This is a genomic window from Thermosynechococcus sp. GLH187, from assembly GCF_031583395.1.
Lineage (GTDB): Bacteria > Cyanobacteriota > Cyanobacteriia > Thermosynechococcales > Thermosynechococcaceae > Thermosynechococcus.
In genome coordinates this window covers 1,305,292-1,319,773 of record NZ_CP134175.1, presented here as the reverse complement: position 1 = coordinate 1,319,773, position 14,482 = coordinate 1,305,292, and the positions used below count along the sequence as shown (strand labels likewise).

The window sequence follows — 14,482 nt, the reverse complement described above, 5'->3', positions numbered from 1 at the left end:
CAAAGAGCTTACCACGGTTGACTGAGTACATTGAGAATGTCCTGCCGTGCCAATACCCGCGCACAGTTGCGCCACTGATCGGGATCGTCGCTGACATGGCGTTCATAGCGCAATTCAAAAGCATTGCGGGCTTCTTGGCGTAGGTGGAGGTACTTGTCCATGAGGTCTTCGAGTTCCTCGATGTTGTCAATCCATTCGTCCTCAAGGGTGTCGGGCAGACTACCAAAGATGTCGTAGCGATCTTTCATGCGGCGCGAGAGGGCTTCATAGATTTTTTCATCAAGGGTGTGGTGATAGACCAAGTTGAGCATTTCTACGGTGGGGCGGCGTTGGCCAAAGCGTTTGATCCGACCTAAACGTTGCTCTAGACGGGAGGGGTTCCAAGGGAGATCAACGTTAATCAGGGTGCCAAGGGTCTGAAGGTTCAACCCTTCACAGGCAGCATCAGTGGCAATGACGAGGCGGATGCGGTCGTGCTTGACGCCGTCTTTGATGGCTTCGCGATCGACACTTGTGAATTGTCCCCCTTGCCAAAGACCACTTTTGCCGACACCAGCATACACAGCAATGAGTTCTGTGGGTAGAGCTTGGGTCAGGGCAGTGGCCACGGCGGTCACGGTATCGTAAAACTGACTGAAAATAATGCAACCGTACTCTAGCCAAGGTTGGGCGTCAGTGAGGGGCTGGGTGAGGAAGGCCAAGACAGCAGCATGTTTGGGATCTCGGGCTTCGGGACGCTCTAGCTCGGCAATCACCTGTTCGAGGGCTTGCTGTTCGGCAGGGGTAGGGTCACTGAGGATAGAAGTGGCGGGGGCAAGTTCGCTGTCCTCATCAAGGGATTGATGGTTGAGGATTTTGGTAGCGGTGATCCGTCCAGCCGCGAAGCTAGAGCAAAGGCGTTGCAGGAGAATAGTTTTGAGAAAGCCAGCGGCACGGGTACGTTGACCAAGAGCATGACTAAATTCTTCAGCGGCTGCGTAGGCACGCTCAAAGGTATAGTTGGCCATGAGGCCTACACCCATAAAGGGAACGTCACCATAGGTGCCTAAGGGGGCATCGGGTTGGGGGTGGACAATGACACCCACTCGCTCTAGGAGGCCTTTTTCTTCGAGAGTACGGCGGCGACGTACAACGGTATGGCGAACGATGGGATTGTGGTGGTAGAGGAATTCAGATGCTGCGGGTAGCTCAACTTCTAAGCGTGTCTGGATAAAACAAGGAAGGCTGGCAAATCCTGTGCTGACGCGGTATTCTTTGTCATCCAACCCTAGCTGAAGTCGGATGGCGGAAAAGATGGGGTGCTCTTTGGCGGGGGGAAGGGGGTTTTGCAGCCACTCCCACATTTCGCGGGCAGTCGGGGGAAATTGTTCGCCTTTGACAATGGGGAGGGTGTTTTCCCATATTTGCCAGCGGGAGTAGGTTCCCAAAACAAAGCCTGCTCCTTGGTTGAGGATGCCGAGGAGATCCCAGAGTTCATAGACTTGGGTCTGAATGGGGGTGGCAGTACCCAGTAGAACGTGTCGGCTGCGTTGGGCGATTTGCTGCATGAAGTCCAGCAGGTGGTTGGGTTGGCCTGCTTTTTGACCGATACCCCTCCGCCGCCGTGCCCGATGGGCTTCATCGAGGATGACCGTGCCATAGCGGCGACTCAGCAAAACCTCACATTCGGGGGATTGCTGAATGATTAAGCCTGTAGAGACAATGGCGATTTGTACGGGACAGCGGGCAATGTCTTCAACGCCACGGGTGCGGATGATGTGACCTTGGGCATCCTGCCAGTATTTGCCTTGGGACATCCAAACGACGCTGGGAATGGCGAGTTTGTCGAGGAGTTCGGTTTGCCATTGCAGGGTGAGGGGGGCAGGACAGAGGATGAGGACAGGGCCATCCCCCAATAGATTGGCCACAAGGGCAGCGGTGGCGAGGGAGAGGGTTTTGCCCACCCCCACTTCATCGGCGAGGAGGAGGCGGACTTGATCATAGGTTTCACGGTGCTCAAGGAAGAGGGCGACAAAGTCCCGTTGCCACGGTTGGAGGGTTTCACCACGGCGGTAGAGGGGGCTTTCAGCAAGGCTGGCAGCAGGGAGGTCGGGGGGAGCAAGGTCAATCAGTTTGACTTCTTGGCGATCGCCAATGCGGTGAATCTGCTCAATAATCACTTCAGGTAGGGGAATGCCCATCTCCCAGAGGGCAGCAAATTCCGCTTCGACCCAAGCTACACCTTCGGGGGTGGGGTCTTCCCAGAGGAGTTCATAGTTGGTGCTAAAGGCTCGTTTGGACTCATTCACGGAGCCAAGAAAGCAGGTCTTGTGGCCTGTGGTTGATTCAATGACCCCTGCTTTGCCGTGGAGAAAAAGCTGCTGCGCGGGCACGACCCGAATCTGGAGGTTGCCTTGGCGGAGCAATTCATAGAGGCGGCGGTATTGGGGACGATAGAGAGCGGCTTCGAGGGCGGGATCCGCTTCTTGCCAGCGATCGAGAAGAGCCGCTTCACGGGCACGGCGGGAGACTTGCCAATCTTGGGGGTCAAGGTCACTGTTGCAAACCACTTGGATGGTGGGAATGGTACTGAGGGATTCGCCCACCAGTTCTAGGATGGAGCTACGGAAATAGCCCGCAATGCGACGGTAGGCCACTGCCCCCTGCAAGCGATCCTCAAGAAAGGTGCGATCGAGGGGTTGGAGACGCGAGGAAAAGCGATGCAAAGCAGTCATAGACTCCAACTTTTCGCTTTAGAACTGGTCAGGCCATTGTCGTGCGCTATGCATAAAAGCAAGTAGTTGAATTTGATTGTTTTGAATTCGATAAGGAATGATAAAAGGCGTTTGAGGAATCACAAGCTCCCGTGTACCTTTAACACGCCCAACACGCCCTATTTCAGGGAATTGACGTAGGGTTTCTAGTGCCTTCTCAACGCGCTGGATCAGTTCAGGGGCGGCTGTTGGATTGCTTTCCACAATGAACTCATAAGCTGCATTCAGGTCAGCGATCGCCAGCTTTGTCCACAGAATTTGCATTTTTATTGGGGTTGATGCCAGCGATTAAAAGCAGTAGCCACTTCCTCTGGTGTTGCAAAACGTTCGGAGTCGGCTTGATGGATGCCTTCAAGAATATGCTTGACTTGCCAAAGGTGCATTTCCAGATAGAGTTTCACTGCTTCATCAAAGACTTCAGCGCGATCGCGCCCTAGTTCAGCGGCTAAGGTGTCTAAAGCACGTCGTGTTTCTGAATCTAGCTCAAGGGTAATAGTTTCTTTAGGCATGGTTAGTTCACCCAGCGATGGCAGCAAGGAGGGTTCTTCATATCCTAATTTAATCGTTGATGCAAGAGGGCTTCGGCAAGAATGCGGGCGGCACTGGCTTCGGCGGCACGGTGGTAGCGCAGGTGGTGTTCGATGTATTGGCAGACTTCGATAACTTGCTCCCGTTGACGATAAAAATCGGGCAGGTTATGGCTCAAGTGCTGAATCACCACATCTACGTCCTCATCCTGTTGCAGTTCCATGAGGGCATAGAGGATGCCGCGCACAAGGGTTCCCCCAAATTCACTGCCGCTGTCCATGAGGCTGCTGCCCAGTTCGATGGCACTTTTGAGGCGGACGTGGTTGGCGCGTTTGTCGGCCATCAGGGGATAGAAATCGCGGACTTTGAAGGCTTTGGCAAAGTTTTGATAGTTGTCTAGGGTTTTCAGGCCCCGCAGTTCAAGATCCAGCATTTTTAGATAAAACCGCTCTGTTGGCTGGAGTTCCTTCCAGAGGTCGCGGCTTAGCCCTGAGGGCACAAGGTGCTGGTTGGCAATATCCACGGCAAAGGCAATCAGTTCATCCACAAAGGTGGTTTCGCCCTTAATGCGAGGTCGTAGGGCTTCGTTGGTCATGTCGCGCCCATCAATACGGTCATATTGGGTCAAGACCCGCAGGGCAGCTGCATAGCCCGCCATCTGCAAATCAGCATCTTCAAAGACATTTTCATCGCGATACCATCCCCGCGCCTGCTGATTTAGCCCCGTCAGCAAATTCACCTGCTGCTCCACTTCCTCTTGCAGGTCCCATGCCAAATCATCGCGGGTGGTACTGAGATGGCCTTGGCGTTTGCGACACACGAGCAGAACGGTCCCCTTGACATAACTACCGCTGCGCAACCCACTATCGGTTTCAGTGACCACATACCATGCTGCTGTCACCTGCAACCCCGCTGCCCAAACAATGTTGGCCATGTCTGCCCAGATTGCCCCCGACTGATGGGTAAACATGATCACTTGCAGGCCATTGTCCGCCATACACTCGGTCATGCGGCGGTAGGACTCGACCATATTACGGCGGAACTCTTCCCCTTCCCCTTTGATGGCAAGCGCACGGCGACTGTCCCAAAGCCAATCGGCAAACTCTGGCGGTGGATTTTTGCGCAACCAAGCAATAAAAAACTCAGTAATTTCTTCGTACTTCACCGCATCACCATAGGGCGGATCTGTAATGTAAATATCATTGGAAGTATTGGTTGCTTTTGCTTCGTGACAGGCCAAAGATAAGTTGATGAAGTTAGGCAAAGGCGACTCGGAGTATTGTTGTGTAATTAGACCTTTCAGACCTACAAAACCCCTTGTGCCGTAGTTGTATAGGGTATTCAGAGCTTGATTATCGAAGGTTTGGACATTATTACCAGCACCTCGGGTCTTTCGGCCTAGCCAGCGGCAAAGACGGCTGTTGTAGTTAATTGCTTGGCACACACCCAATGCTGTATATGCACTAGTATTCTCTCTGAGTAATGCACCCAAGAATAGCTGCCTTGCTGTGAATAGATGATGCCAGTATGTCCAGCCACGTGTCCGAATTGGCTCATCAGTCTTATCCCCAGACTCAATTGCCATATCGGGTATCCAGCCTTTTTCTTGCCACTCATGCAAATGCTGAGCAACACAATCTTCAATAATCTTCTCTCGATTCAAGTCCTCTTCAGTAACAGGCCTAAACTCAAACTCTTCACCCTTACCTGATTCTTTAGGCCTACACCACAAAACTGCATAAAGCCTTTCTTGAAAAATATCATTCTCAGCAGGCATGAAGTCTTCTAGTTGCCACTGCCGCAGTTTATTGCCACTTGTTCGATCAGACTTGCGATAATCTCCTCTTAAAGTCGATATTTTTGTGCGATATTCTTTACCATTGACTACGTGAAACAAATATGGATTAGAGCCACGCCCATCTGATCTTACAGTCCCACGCTCCGCAGCTTTCAGTTCGCTATCACTAACGTTTGAATAAATATCAATATCATAACGTTTATTTACATAATCAGGTATTAGCCTAACGACTGTTTTGTAGTCTTCACTCAAAATAAATGAAGGCATTAAGGGTACGAGCCAGCCTGTTTGTGGACAAACAACCTCTACGCAATAGATATAGTTACGAGCACGCCAACCATTGCCATCCTCTTCAATGCCCAGTTGATCAATTTCTGCTTGGACTTTGGCCACTAGTTCCTGTTGATCTTGCTCCAGTTGTGCCCGCTCTTCGGGAGTGCCACCGACGATGTGAAATGCGCCCCACGTCAGCAAACAGGCAATGGGATTCAGGTCACTGGCATAGACATCACAGCCAAGGCGAGCCGCTTCAAAGGGGATTTGCCCCGAACCGCAAAAGGTATCTGCCACACGGGGGCGATGACCAAAGCGCAGAATACCCAACTGTTCAATGAGTTCAGGAAAGGAATGGGCATGGGTTCCCAAGTGGGTATTGACCCGCTGCCAAATGTGATCGTGGACATCGGCCACTTCTTCGGGGCGGTAGAGATTTTCAATGCGCTGCCGATAGGGCACTTTGGGCAAGAGTTCAGCTTCGAGGTGACGACGATCCCAGAGGGGGACATCATCGCGCCAAGCTAATTTCACATTGGCATAGAGGGGGGTTGACCAATCCACAGGGGCAGAGCGCAGGAGCAACTGAGGCGGTGAAATATCGAAAAAATCCTGTAGGCGAGCAAGGGTGACTTTGGCAGCAATTTCTTTGGGGGTGGGTTTCTTTTTGGTGCGGGCAGCTAGGGAGGCATCATCCATGCCCATCAGTAGTTCAAAAATTTCCAAATCGCGCTGCGGGTCATCCGTGGCGGGCAAGAGACACCCCAAAATGCAGGCCTTGGCAAGAATCAGGGGTTTGCGACCTTTCCAAAAATTCCCCAGTCCTGTAAGGGTTTGTCCTGATGATGCAATACGCTCTTTATAGACTTCGGCAGAAAGTTTCTGGACAGGTAAAAGACGTTCAATGAGGGCGGGGCGATGTGCCCAAGCGCAGGGGGAGAGGGTGGGTGGGGATTCGGTAGTTGGGGGGCGATCGGGCATTGTGGCTTTGATTGCTGTGAATTTAGTCTAGTCCTCAGAATGCTCCTGTAGCCAAGCATTCACCGCCTCAAGGGAGGTAATATCAAGCAGCATGCCTGCCAAAGCAGTAATTTTCTCAGGGGAGAGATTTCTAATTTTTTCTTCCATCACCGCAGGAAGATCGCCAAAGCGCCGCTTTAGGAGCTGCAATACTATCAAACTTTCTCCCTCCTTTATCTCTTCCTGACGACCTTGTTGCAGCCCTTGTTGTAGCCCTTCCTCTAAGCCCTGTTGCCTACCAAGTATCTCCCCTTCTGTCTTTGCTGTGCTGTAAATCTCGTCATATAGCTCACGATAGAAGCGTGTTTGCTTCAGTTCATCCTTCGTGAATCCCAACATCTGCTCCACCTTTGCCCCTCCCATGTTCAGCACAGACAATGTTGTTATGATAGATCAAAGTCTCTAAGCGTCCTATGGAATCTGTTCGTAAGGTCTGTGTTCTCCAACCCAATGCTCTCAGTATTCGCGTTAGCGATCAAGTTGAGAAGTTAGAAGAGCTAATCATTGCTGAGGGGGATGGTGTTGCCTTCTTTGAGCGTACCTATATCACTGAGGGGATGCGCTCCTTGATTGAGGAAGGGTTGAAACGATTGGCGGGCTGCTCTGCGCAAGCGGTTTTTCATCTCAAGCAGGCCATGGGGGGTGGCAAAACCCATTTGCTGGTGGGCTTTGGTCTCTTGGCGAAGCACCTGAGCTTGCGACAACAGATTGTTCCAGAATTGAGCGATCGCTATCCTTTTGAGAGTGCGGCGATCGCTGCCTTTAATGGCCGCAATGATCCGCCTCGCTTTTTCTGGGGGGAGATTGCCACACAACTGAGTCAACCAGAGAGTTTTCAACAGTTTTGGCAGCAAGGCCCCCTTGCTCCAGCCGAAGAAGATTGGTTGGCATTGTTTGATCAACCTCAGCCAATTTTGATTCTGTTGGATGAATTGCCTCCCTACTTCCAAAACTTGGCAAGTCGCCCTGCGGGGACGGTAACCGTTGCTGATATTGCCACCCGTGCCTTTGCCAACCTCCTCACTGCTGCCAGTAAAAAAAGCAATGTCTGTGTCGTTGTCTCTGACTTGGCTGCCGCCTATGAAACAGGGAGCCGCCTAATTAACCGTGCCCTAGAGGATGCCCGTTCAGAATTGGGGCGTCAAGAACGGGTGATTACCCCTGTGGATCTTTCCACCGATGAAGTCTATGACATCCTGAAAAAACGCCTCTTTGCCCAGTTGCCACCCCCTGAAACGATCCGTGCCATTGCCAATGCCTACGCCGCCAAACTCACAGAAGCAGCGAAAGCAAAAACGATTCAACGGGATGCAGTTGACCTAGCCAATGAAATTTATAACACCTATCCCTTCCATCCCCGCTTGAAAAATCTCATTGCTCTTTTCAAAGAAAACGAGAACTTTAAGCAAACCCGTGGCCTACTTGAACTCACTTCCCTGTTGTTGCGATCGGTGTGGGAGCGAGCCACCGATGATGTGTATCTTCTCGGTGCCCAACACTTTGACCTCTCAATTCCCGATGTGCGCGACAAACTCACTGAAATTTCCCAGATGCGGGATGTGATTAGCCGCGATATTTGGGATGCCGAAGGTAGTGCCCATGCCCAAATCATTGATCAAACGATCCAACATCGAGCTGCCACTGAGATTGCTACCCTCCTGTTGACTGCTAGTTGTTCAACCGCCGTCAATGCCGTCAAGGGATTAACCCCCGATGAAATTGTTGCACACCTGCTGACGCCGACGACCCATGCCTCTGAGATTACCGCTGCCTTTAATAAGCTAAAGAATACCGCTTGGTATCTGCACCACACTGCTGAAGGTCGCTACTACTTCGATCGCCAAGAAAATCTCACCAAGCTGCTCAAAAGTTTGGCCACCGAAGCCCCTGAGAATAAAATTGACGAGCGCATTCGCAGTAAATTGCGGCAAATGTTTGAACCGAAGCGCAAAACTGCCTACACCGATGTACTCCCTCTGCCGCGTCCGGATGAAGTCGTTGAAAAATTGCGGCGCGATCGCGTGCTCCTGATTCTCGAACCCAATCATCCCATTCCTTCAGCGCAACTGACAGAGTTATTTGTCAACTTGACCCAGAAAAATCATCTCCTCGTACTGACGGGTGAAAAAAGCCACATGGCTAGTTTGACTGAGGCCGCCCGCTATGACTATGCCGCCCAAGAAGCCGATAAACGCATCCCCAAGGGTCATCCCCAACGGGAGGAGCTAGAAAACAAACAAGCGGAGTATGCCCATCAATTTACAACAACCGTCGAAAGTCTCTTTGATAAAGTGGTGTTTCCCATTCAACGGCTAGGGCGACAACCACAGTTGGTCTCAAAACCCTTGATTACACGGGATCCCAACCAGCCCTTTGACGGCGAATTACAAATTGAGCAGACCCTCAGCCGTGACCCGATCAAGCTCTATCTCGATGTTGAAAAAGACTACAATGCCCTAGTGGAAAAGGCAGAATTGCTCCTCTGGCCTGAAAATCAAGATGATACGCGCTGGTCAGATGTGGGCGATCGCTATGCCGAACAGCCCGGAATGCCTTGGCTGCCCCCAAGGGGACTCGATCAACTGCGCACCTTTGCCTGTCAACGGGGTCGCTGGGAAGACCTCGGTAATGGCTACTTGACCAAGAAACCCAGACCCAAGCGCACTAGTGTTCAAGTCATTCCAGAATCAGACCCCGATGAAAAGGGCACCGTCCGCCTACGGGTCACGCCCATCAATGTGGGTGCCAACGCCATGATTTTCTATGCCGAAGAGAGCGACACTGTCTCAGAGTTGAGTCCCCGCCTCCAAGAAACCAGCCTGACCACCAATGCCCTCAAGGTCACCTTCTTGGTTAAAGACCCCACGGGTAAGAGTGAAACAGGGGATGCCTACACTTGGCGGAATCAACTGACCATCCGTAATCAATTAATCGTTCGCGATGGCCAGCGCTTCGTTGAGTTATTTGTCGCTCCCCGAGGTGAACTGCGCTACACCCTCGATGGTTCTGAACCCCGCAATGGCATGGTTTATACTCAACCGATTCAGATTGGTGAGGGAGAGGTGCTGCTGCAAGTTTTCGCCACTGCCGAGGATCTAGCAACCAAAGCCAAGTTTACCTTTCCTGCGGTTCACAACTCCCACCCCGCCACACCCAGCATCGTTACCGATCAACCCGCGCAGTGGAAACCCCGCAAAGGGGCATTGATCAGCTCACGGCAAAAGATTTTCCAAGGCTTGGAGGTGGCCGATCGCGCCCAAACAAAGTTTCGCGGCGTTGTTCTCAACTTGGGTCAAGGAAAAGCAATCATGTCATTGACTATTGGTTCTGATTTGGCAGTGGAGGCTATCTTTCTCAAGCAACTACTGAGTCAGATGATGACGCTCCTTCCCCCCGATGCCCCTTTGACCTTGACCTTTCAGGAAGCCAATCTAACAACCGCCCATGATTTGCAGAAATTGGCCGAAGAGCTAGGGTTGAATGTCTCCCACGACGACGTGTATCAGTAGCATCCCCGATGAGTAAGCCAGCGAGCAATTTTGGCGCTCCCATTTCTCTGGAGGGAGATCACTTTCGCGTCGAAATTCCCAGTCAACGCAGCCAAGCGATCGCCATCGTTGAAGTTTACGGCACTCTTCCCCCCGAAGAGGAACCCCGCATTTTCATAGAACGACGGGTTTGGGTGGCTATTGCTGATGTAGCGCAAAAGGAATTTAATGCCCGCCTGCGAGCGGCAAAACTGCGTCAAGGACGGTGGCACCCAGGCATGAATTACCTCGATCGCCTCCTCGGACGAGAACTCTGCGTTTTAGCTTGGGCAGCGGAACAGGCGAGTGACACTCAAATTTCCACCATCTGCCGCAAATGGCTGGCTCTACGTCCTGAAGAACGCTGGTGGCTCTTTCTCAAAACGGTGGCGGAAGCGGGTTTCCCCGAAGATCGCGATCGCGGTTGGCGGCGTGCTCTGTATTTTGCCCTCTCCGATGCTCCGCCAACAACCCCCCGTTCACGCCGTCCTGTAGAACCACAGTTTACCGAGTTGCCGCTTTTTAGCCTGCCCCCACGGGAATAGGGACAGGTTGGTATTCATCAAGTCACTGGAAACAGTGCACCCTCCAAATAGGCTTCAAAGTGCTCCTGAAAATACAGCCAAGAGGTCATATCAGCACCCTCGCGGTATTCAGTGGGGGCTTCACGGTATTGGGGCAGTCGCTCTAATTGGTCTTGTAGGAGGGAGGGCAAGTCTTCGACGGTCAGGGCTTTGCAGCCAGTCGCACTGTAGATGAGATAACCGGGGCGATCGCCCATCTTCATCCAAGGCAACCAAGGCCCAATCCGACTCCAACACAAATGGACATCGGCAATCGTCTCCGTATCTTGTTGTAAATCGGCGGTGGCCACCGTTAGCTTAAAGAGTTCTGCCGCTTGGTAGATCGGCTGGGGGCTGTAGGCCTGAAACCGTTCCTCACCCGCAAGGGGATTGTCATAGTAGGGAAATAGATCAAACTGAAACGTAGTGGTTCGCTCACTGACTTGGGCAGGCACCTCACGGCGAAATAGCCCCTGCACGGGATCATTAGCAACGGGAATCACGGGAACCACGTCCTCTGTCCAAGGATTGTGCCAGCGATCGCACAGGGATTGCTTTTCTGGATCCAGATAAAACGTCAATTCACGGGAGAGAAAATACCACCCGCCCTCGGGATGGGGCAAACAGCGAGCGGCACTCATGCCAACAATGTTGAAGAGGTGACGGCGACGCTCTTGGGGAACAAAACTATACACCGCTCCCTGCCACGCCATAAACGTGGTCTTGCCCGTCAAATCTGCCCGTACCCGCACCCAATCGCGAGCACTCAACCATTTTTGAACAAATTCAGCGGCGGGCATGGCTACTCCACAGGAATATGGGCAGCCTGCAATTGCACATCCTGATTCGGATAGCTGGCAAGGCGCAGGGTCAAGGTTTTTGCATTGTCAAGGAGGCTTTTGGGAATCAAAATTGTGCCTTTGACCAGATCACTACCGGGGGGTAATTCCGTGGGTAGGCCTTCGGTGAGGGCACTCAAAAGGGTACCTTTATCATTTTTGATTTCAAGAAAGGTGTAGATAAACTGCACCCCTTGGCTACTGTCGTTTTTCAAGCTGACGTGCAGGGCTAAATCTTGGCCAATGGTATCCACATGGCTAATTTCTAGGCGCACCCCCTTATCCTCAGCAACGATGGGCAGTGTCCGACTCGTCGCCGGTTCCGCTGCTGGGGGGTCATTGGCAGTGGTGGGGGCAGGCACAATCTCGCGATCGCTGGCACCTTCAGTCATTTCGGCAATGCGGGCTTTGGTTTGGGCAATGATCTGTGCCTCGTCAAGAATGGGCGATCGCTCCCCTTGGGTTTGATCATTGGCATTCACGGCACTGCCCAGAATCGGATTCACGACGGGCTGGGATACACCGCGCAATGACTCTCGCCCTAGGTGGTAGCCAATAAAAGCCGTGACTAGGGTAATGGCAGCTGTGGTACTGATCAGCACAAGGGAGGTGAGAACTCCGGGTTGAAGGGCACGTAGCATCGTTCTACTCCACTGAGGATGGTTTCATTGACGAAGAGACAGGGGGCAAGGGGGGTGGATTATTGGGCAACGCGACCGTCTCCTCCACATCCTCGGCATTGAGGCGCGATCGCACACTCACCAAGAACGTTTTAATCACTACCGCGATCGGAACCGCAATGAGAACCCCGACTAACCCCGAAGCCCTAGCCCCAGTCAGGATCGCCAAGAAAACCCAGACTGGATTTAAGCCCGTAAAGCTACCGATGATCCGAGGGGCAACCACATTCTCCAAAAACTGCTGATAGAGAAACGCAAATCCCGCTACCTTGAGGGACAACCACACATCCTGAAGGGCGACGAGCAAACTAATTGAAATAATCCCCACCGTACCGCCAAAGGGCACCAAGGCCATCACGCCAATAATGACACCAAAGAGCAGTCCATAGGGCACCTTGAGGAAAATGAAAATCGTCGTCAAGCCAATCCCCATGCACAGCCCCAGCACCAACTGACCAATGAAATAACTCTCAAAACTGCGGCGTATCGTTTCTGAAACCGTGGGGCGGAGCGTATCTGGCAACCAACTGAGGAGGCCATCCCACAATTCATCCCCATGCTGCAGCAAATAAAACGTGAGCACAACGGTCAAAATCAGATTAATGAGCACATCCACCGCACTGCTGAGGGTGCCCAAGATTAAATTCAAAGCCTCACGGGCCAAGCTTTGGAGTTGATCCTTGAGTTTTTCCAAGAGTTGGTTGGCAAGGGCATCCACATCCACCGTTACCGGCAGGTTGAGGGAGTCCACCCACTGGCCAAATTCCAAGAGTCGCCGTTGGCTGGAGTTAAACCATTCGGGCAAGCGGGCAATGAGCTGTTGTGCCTGATTAAAGACATTGGGTACCACCACCAAGCCAATAATGGCAATCAGTACCAAGGCCAGCAGAAAGACGAAAATGGCTGAGGGGCCTCGCGGATTTCCCTGCTCCTCCATCCAGCGCACCGGATAGTTCAGCAAAAAGGCAAACAGGGAAGCCAGCACCAGAACCGCCACCAGCGGCCCAAAAAACTTGAGAATGGTCGCAAAGGCCCAGAAATTCACCGTCAGGATAGGCCCTGCCAAGCCAATAATCAGAAACCGACTGGCAATGGAGAGGCGATTCCACCAGTGACCCGAGGCCGCAGATTGGCTCATAGCTCTAAGCACAGTTGACGAAAGTGATCACCACGTTCTTCAAAATTCTGGTACTGGTCAAAGCTGGCACAGGCAGGGGAAAAGAGAACGGTTTTGATCGGGTACTGGGTCACCAGTTCAGCAGCCGCCGCCACTGCCCGATCCAGTGTCTCCATGATCTCATAATTTGTAAAGCCCGTGGCTTCTAAGCGCTGCGCAAACTGCGGTGCCGCTTCACCAATCAAGAGCACCCAAGCGGCTTTCTCCTGAATCAGCTTGAGCCAAGCGCGATCGTCCCCCTTTTTGGCCTGTCCACCGGCAATGAGAATCACTGGCCCTGTCACAGAACGCAGCCCAATTTCGGCGGCGTCATAATTGGTGGCCTTACTGTCGTTGATCCACTCCACCTGTCGCCATTGGCGAATCCGCTCTAGACGATGGGGCACACCGGCAAACCCTGCCACCGCTTTGGCAATTGTTTCGGCAGGAATACCGGCTAAATGAGCCGTTGCCACGGCTAGAAGAAAGTTTTGCTGATTGTGTTGACCCGGCATTTGCAGGACATGGGTGGGCAGCAGGGGTTGATCTTGAAACCACACTTGATCCTTAGCAATATAGATGCCCTGTTCAATCCCCTTGGGTAGGGCTGCCGCCCCTTGGGTACTGATCCACCAAGCTTGCGGCCAACGATTCACCATGTGCTGACGCAGGTAGGGATCATCCCCATTGAGGATCGCCTGTTTCGCACCATTCATGAGGTGAGCTTTGGTTTCGACATAAGCGTCGAGGGTGCCGTGGCGTTCCAAGTGATCTGGTGTGAGGGTTGTCCAAAGGGCAAATTGGGGTTGCAGGGGGGGGCTAGACTCTAATTGATAGCTACTGATCTCAGCAATCACCCAATCAAGGGCGCTAGCGGTCAAAGCCACTTCGCAAATACTATTGCCGATATTGCCACAGGCGGGAGCATTGTACCCCGCTGCTTGAAAAATGGCGGCAGTGAGTGCGGTGGTGGTTGTTTTGCCATTGGTGCCCGTAATACATACCCACGGCAGATGGGCGAGGGTCTGCCAAGCAATTTCCACTTCCCCCCGAACGGGGATGCCCGCTTGGCGAGCGGCAATCAGAGCAGGAGACTGCCAAGGGACACCGGGACTAATGACAATTTCCGCTGGGACACGCAGACCCACACTGGCGAGGGTTTGTAAATCAAAGTCGTAGTTGAGTTGAACAGCAATGCCTTCGGCTTCTAGGAGTTGCTGCTGCGATTGTAGGGCAGGGGTTTGACGACTATCACTCACCTCCACTTGCCAGCCTTGACGTTTCAGTAAACGGGCAGCGGCGATGCCAGAGCGACCAAGACCAATCACATGAACAGTTGGCATAG

General features: G+C 52.5%; 11 protein-coding genes. 2 read left to right on the top strand and 9 right to left on the bottom strand.

The window, feature by feature from the left end; all coding sequences use genetic code 11:
- Positions 1-8 precede the first annotated feature (8 nt).
- From RHI63_RS06355 to RHI63_RS06335, 5 genes are read right to left on the bottom strand one after another with little or no spacing between them, the layout of a single operon-like run.
- Positions 9-2,714: a phospholipase D-like domain-containing anti-phage protein gene (locus RHI63_RS06355; protein ID WP_310800567.1), complete on the bottom strand. Its 2,706-nt coding sequence runs from the start codon at positions 2,712-2,714 to the stop codon at positions 9-11.
- An 18-nt stretch (positions 2,715-2,732) separates the two neighbouring features.
- On the bottom strand, positions 2,733-3,017 hold the full coding sequence (locus RHI63_RS06350) for a type II toxin-antitoxin system RelE/ParE family toxin (RefSeq protein WP_302679117.1): 285 nt from the start codon (positions 3,015-3,017) through the stop codon (positions 2,733-2,735).
- A 2-nt stretch (positions 3,018-3,019) separates the two neighbouring features.
- Positions 3,020-3,262, bottom strand: coding sequence for a CopG family ribbon-helix-helix protein (locus RHI63_RS06345; RefSeq protein ID WP_302679116.1), 243 nt, complete (start codon positions 3,260-3,262; stop codon positions 3,020-3,022).
- Positions 3,263-3,306: 44 nt separating this feature from the next.
- Positions 3,307-6,333: an anti-phage-associated DUF1156 domain-containing protein gene (locus RHI63_RS06340; protein ID WP_302679115.1), complete on the bottom strand. Its 3,027-nt coding sequence runs from the start codon at positions 6,331-6,333 to the stop codon at positions 3,307-3,309.
- Between the two features lie 27 nt (positions 6,334-6,360).
- A complete protein-coding gene (locus tag RHI63_RS06335) occupies positions 6,361-6,711 on the bottom strand; it encodes a DUF4351 domain-containing protein (protein ID WP_302679153.1) in 351 nt (116 codons plus the stop codon).
- Positions 6,712-6,785: 74 nt separating this feature from the next.
- Here RHI63_RS06335 and RHI63_RS06330 point away from each other — a divergent pair, with 74 nt between their 5' ends.
- Positions 6,786-9,881, top strand: coding sequence for an anti-phage-associated DUF499 domain-containing protein (locus RHI63_RS06330; RefSeq protein ID WP_302679114.1), 3,096 nt, complete (start codon positions 6,786-6,788; stop codon positions 9,879-9,881).
- Positions 9,882-9,889: 8 nt separating this feature from the next.
- Complete coding sequence (locus tag RHI63_RS06325; RefSeq protein WP_310800564.1) at positions 9,890-10,444, top strand: anti-phage-associated DUF3780 domain-containing protein; 555 nt, start codon at positions 9,890-9,892, stop codon at positions 10,442-10,444.
- Between the two features lie 17 nt (positions 10,445-10,461).
- On the opposite strand, the gene RHI63_RS06320 is transcribed toward RHI63_RS06325, so the two are convergent.
- From RHI63_RS06320 to murD, 4 genes are read right to left on the bottom strand one after another with little or no spacing between them, the layout of a single operon-like run.
- Positions 10,462-11,262 (bottom strand): DUF1838 domain-containing protein, encoded by an 801-nt coding sequence (locus RHI63_RS06320; RefSeq protein ID WP_206201525.1) that lies wholly within the window; start codon positions 11,260-11,262, stop codon positions 10,462-10,464.
- 2 nt (positions 11,263-11,264) lie between these two features.
- Positions 11,265-11,942 (bottom strand): hypothetical protein, encoded by a 678-nt coding sequence (locus tag RHI63_RS06315; protein WP_206201524.1) that lies wholly within the window; start codon positions 11,940-11,942, stop codon positions 11,265-11,267.
- 4 nt (positions 11,943-11,946) lie between these two features.
- On the bottom strand, positions 11,947-13,119 hold the full coding sequence (locus RHI63_RS06310; RefSeq protein ID WP_310822006.1) for an AI-2E family transporter: 1,173 nt from the start codon (positions 13,117-13,119) through the stop codon (positions 11,947-11,949).
- Positions 13,116-14,480 carry a UDP-N-acetylmuramoyl-L-alanine--D-glutamate ligase gene (gene murD, locus RHI63_RS06305; protein ID WP_206201522.1) on the bottom strand — a complete coding sequence of 455 codons (1,365 nt, stop codon included), beginning with the start codon at positions 14,478-14,480 and terminating at the stop codon, positions 13,116-13,118. Before murD ends, RHI63_RS06310 begins: the two co-directional genes overlap by 4 nt.
- Between the last annotated feature and the right edge of the window lie 2 nt (positions 14,481-14,482).

Coding starts and splice junctions, on each gene's coding strand:
- RHI63_RS06310 (WP_310822006.1), bottom strand. CDS start 13,119: ATGAGCCAATCTGCGGCCTCGGGTCACTGGTGGAATCGCCTCTCCATT.
- RHI63_RS06350 (WP_302679117.1), bottom strand. CDS start 3,017: ATGCAAATTCTGTGGACAAAGCTGGCGATCGCTGACCTGAATGCAGCT.
- RHI63_RS06320 (WP_206201525.1), bottom strand. CDS start 11,262: ATGCCCGCCGCTGAATTTGTTCAAAAATGGTTGAGTGCTCGCGATTGG.
- RHI63_RS06330 (WP_302679114.1), top strand. CDS start 6,786: ATGGAATCTGTTCGTAAGGTCTGTGTTCTCCAACCCAATGCTCTCAGT.
- RHI63_RS06325 (WP_310800564.1), top strand. CDS start 9,890: ATGAGTAAGCCAGCGAGCAATTTTGGCGCTCCCATTTCTCTGGAGGGA.
- RHI63_RS06315 (WP_206201524.1), bottom strand. CDS start 11,942: ATGCTACGTGCCCTTCAACCCGGAGTTCTCACCTCCCTTGTGCTGATC.
- RHI63_RS06335 (WP_302679153.1), bottom strand. CDS start 6,711: ATGTTGGGATTCACGAAGGATGAACTGAAGCAAACACGCTTCTATCGT.
- RHI63_RS06355 (WP_310800567.1), bottom strand. CDS start 2,714: ATGACTGCTTTGCATCGCTTTTCCTCGCGTCTCCAACCCCTCGATCGC.
- murD (WP_206201522.1), bottom strand. CDS start 14,480: ATGCCAACTGTTCATGTGATTGGTCTTGGTCGCTCTGGCATCGCCGCT.
- RHI63_RS06340 (WP_302679115.1), bottom strand. CDS start 6,333: ATGCCCGATCGCCCCCCAACTACCGAATCCCCACCCACCCTCTCCCCC.
- RHI63_RS06345 (WP_302679116.1), bottom strand. CDS start 3,262: ATGCCTAAAGAAACTATTACCCTTGAGCTAGATTCAGAAACACGACGT.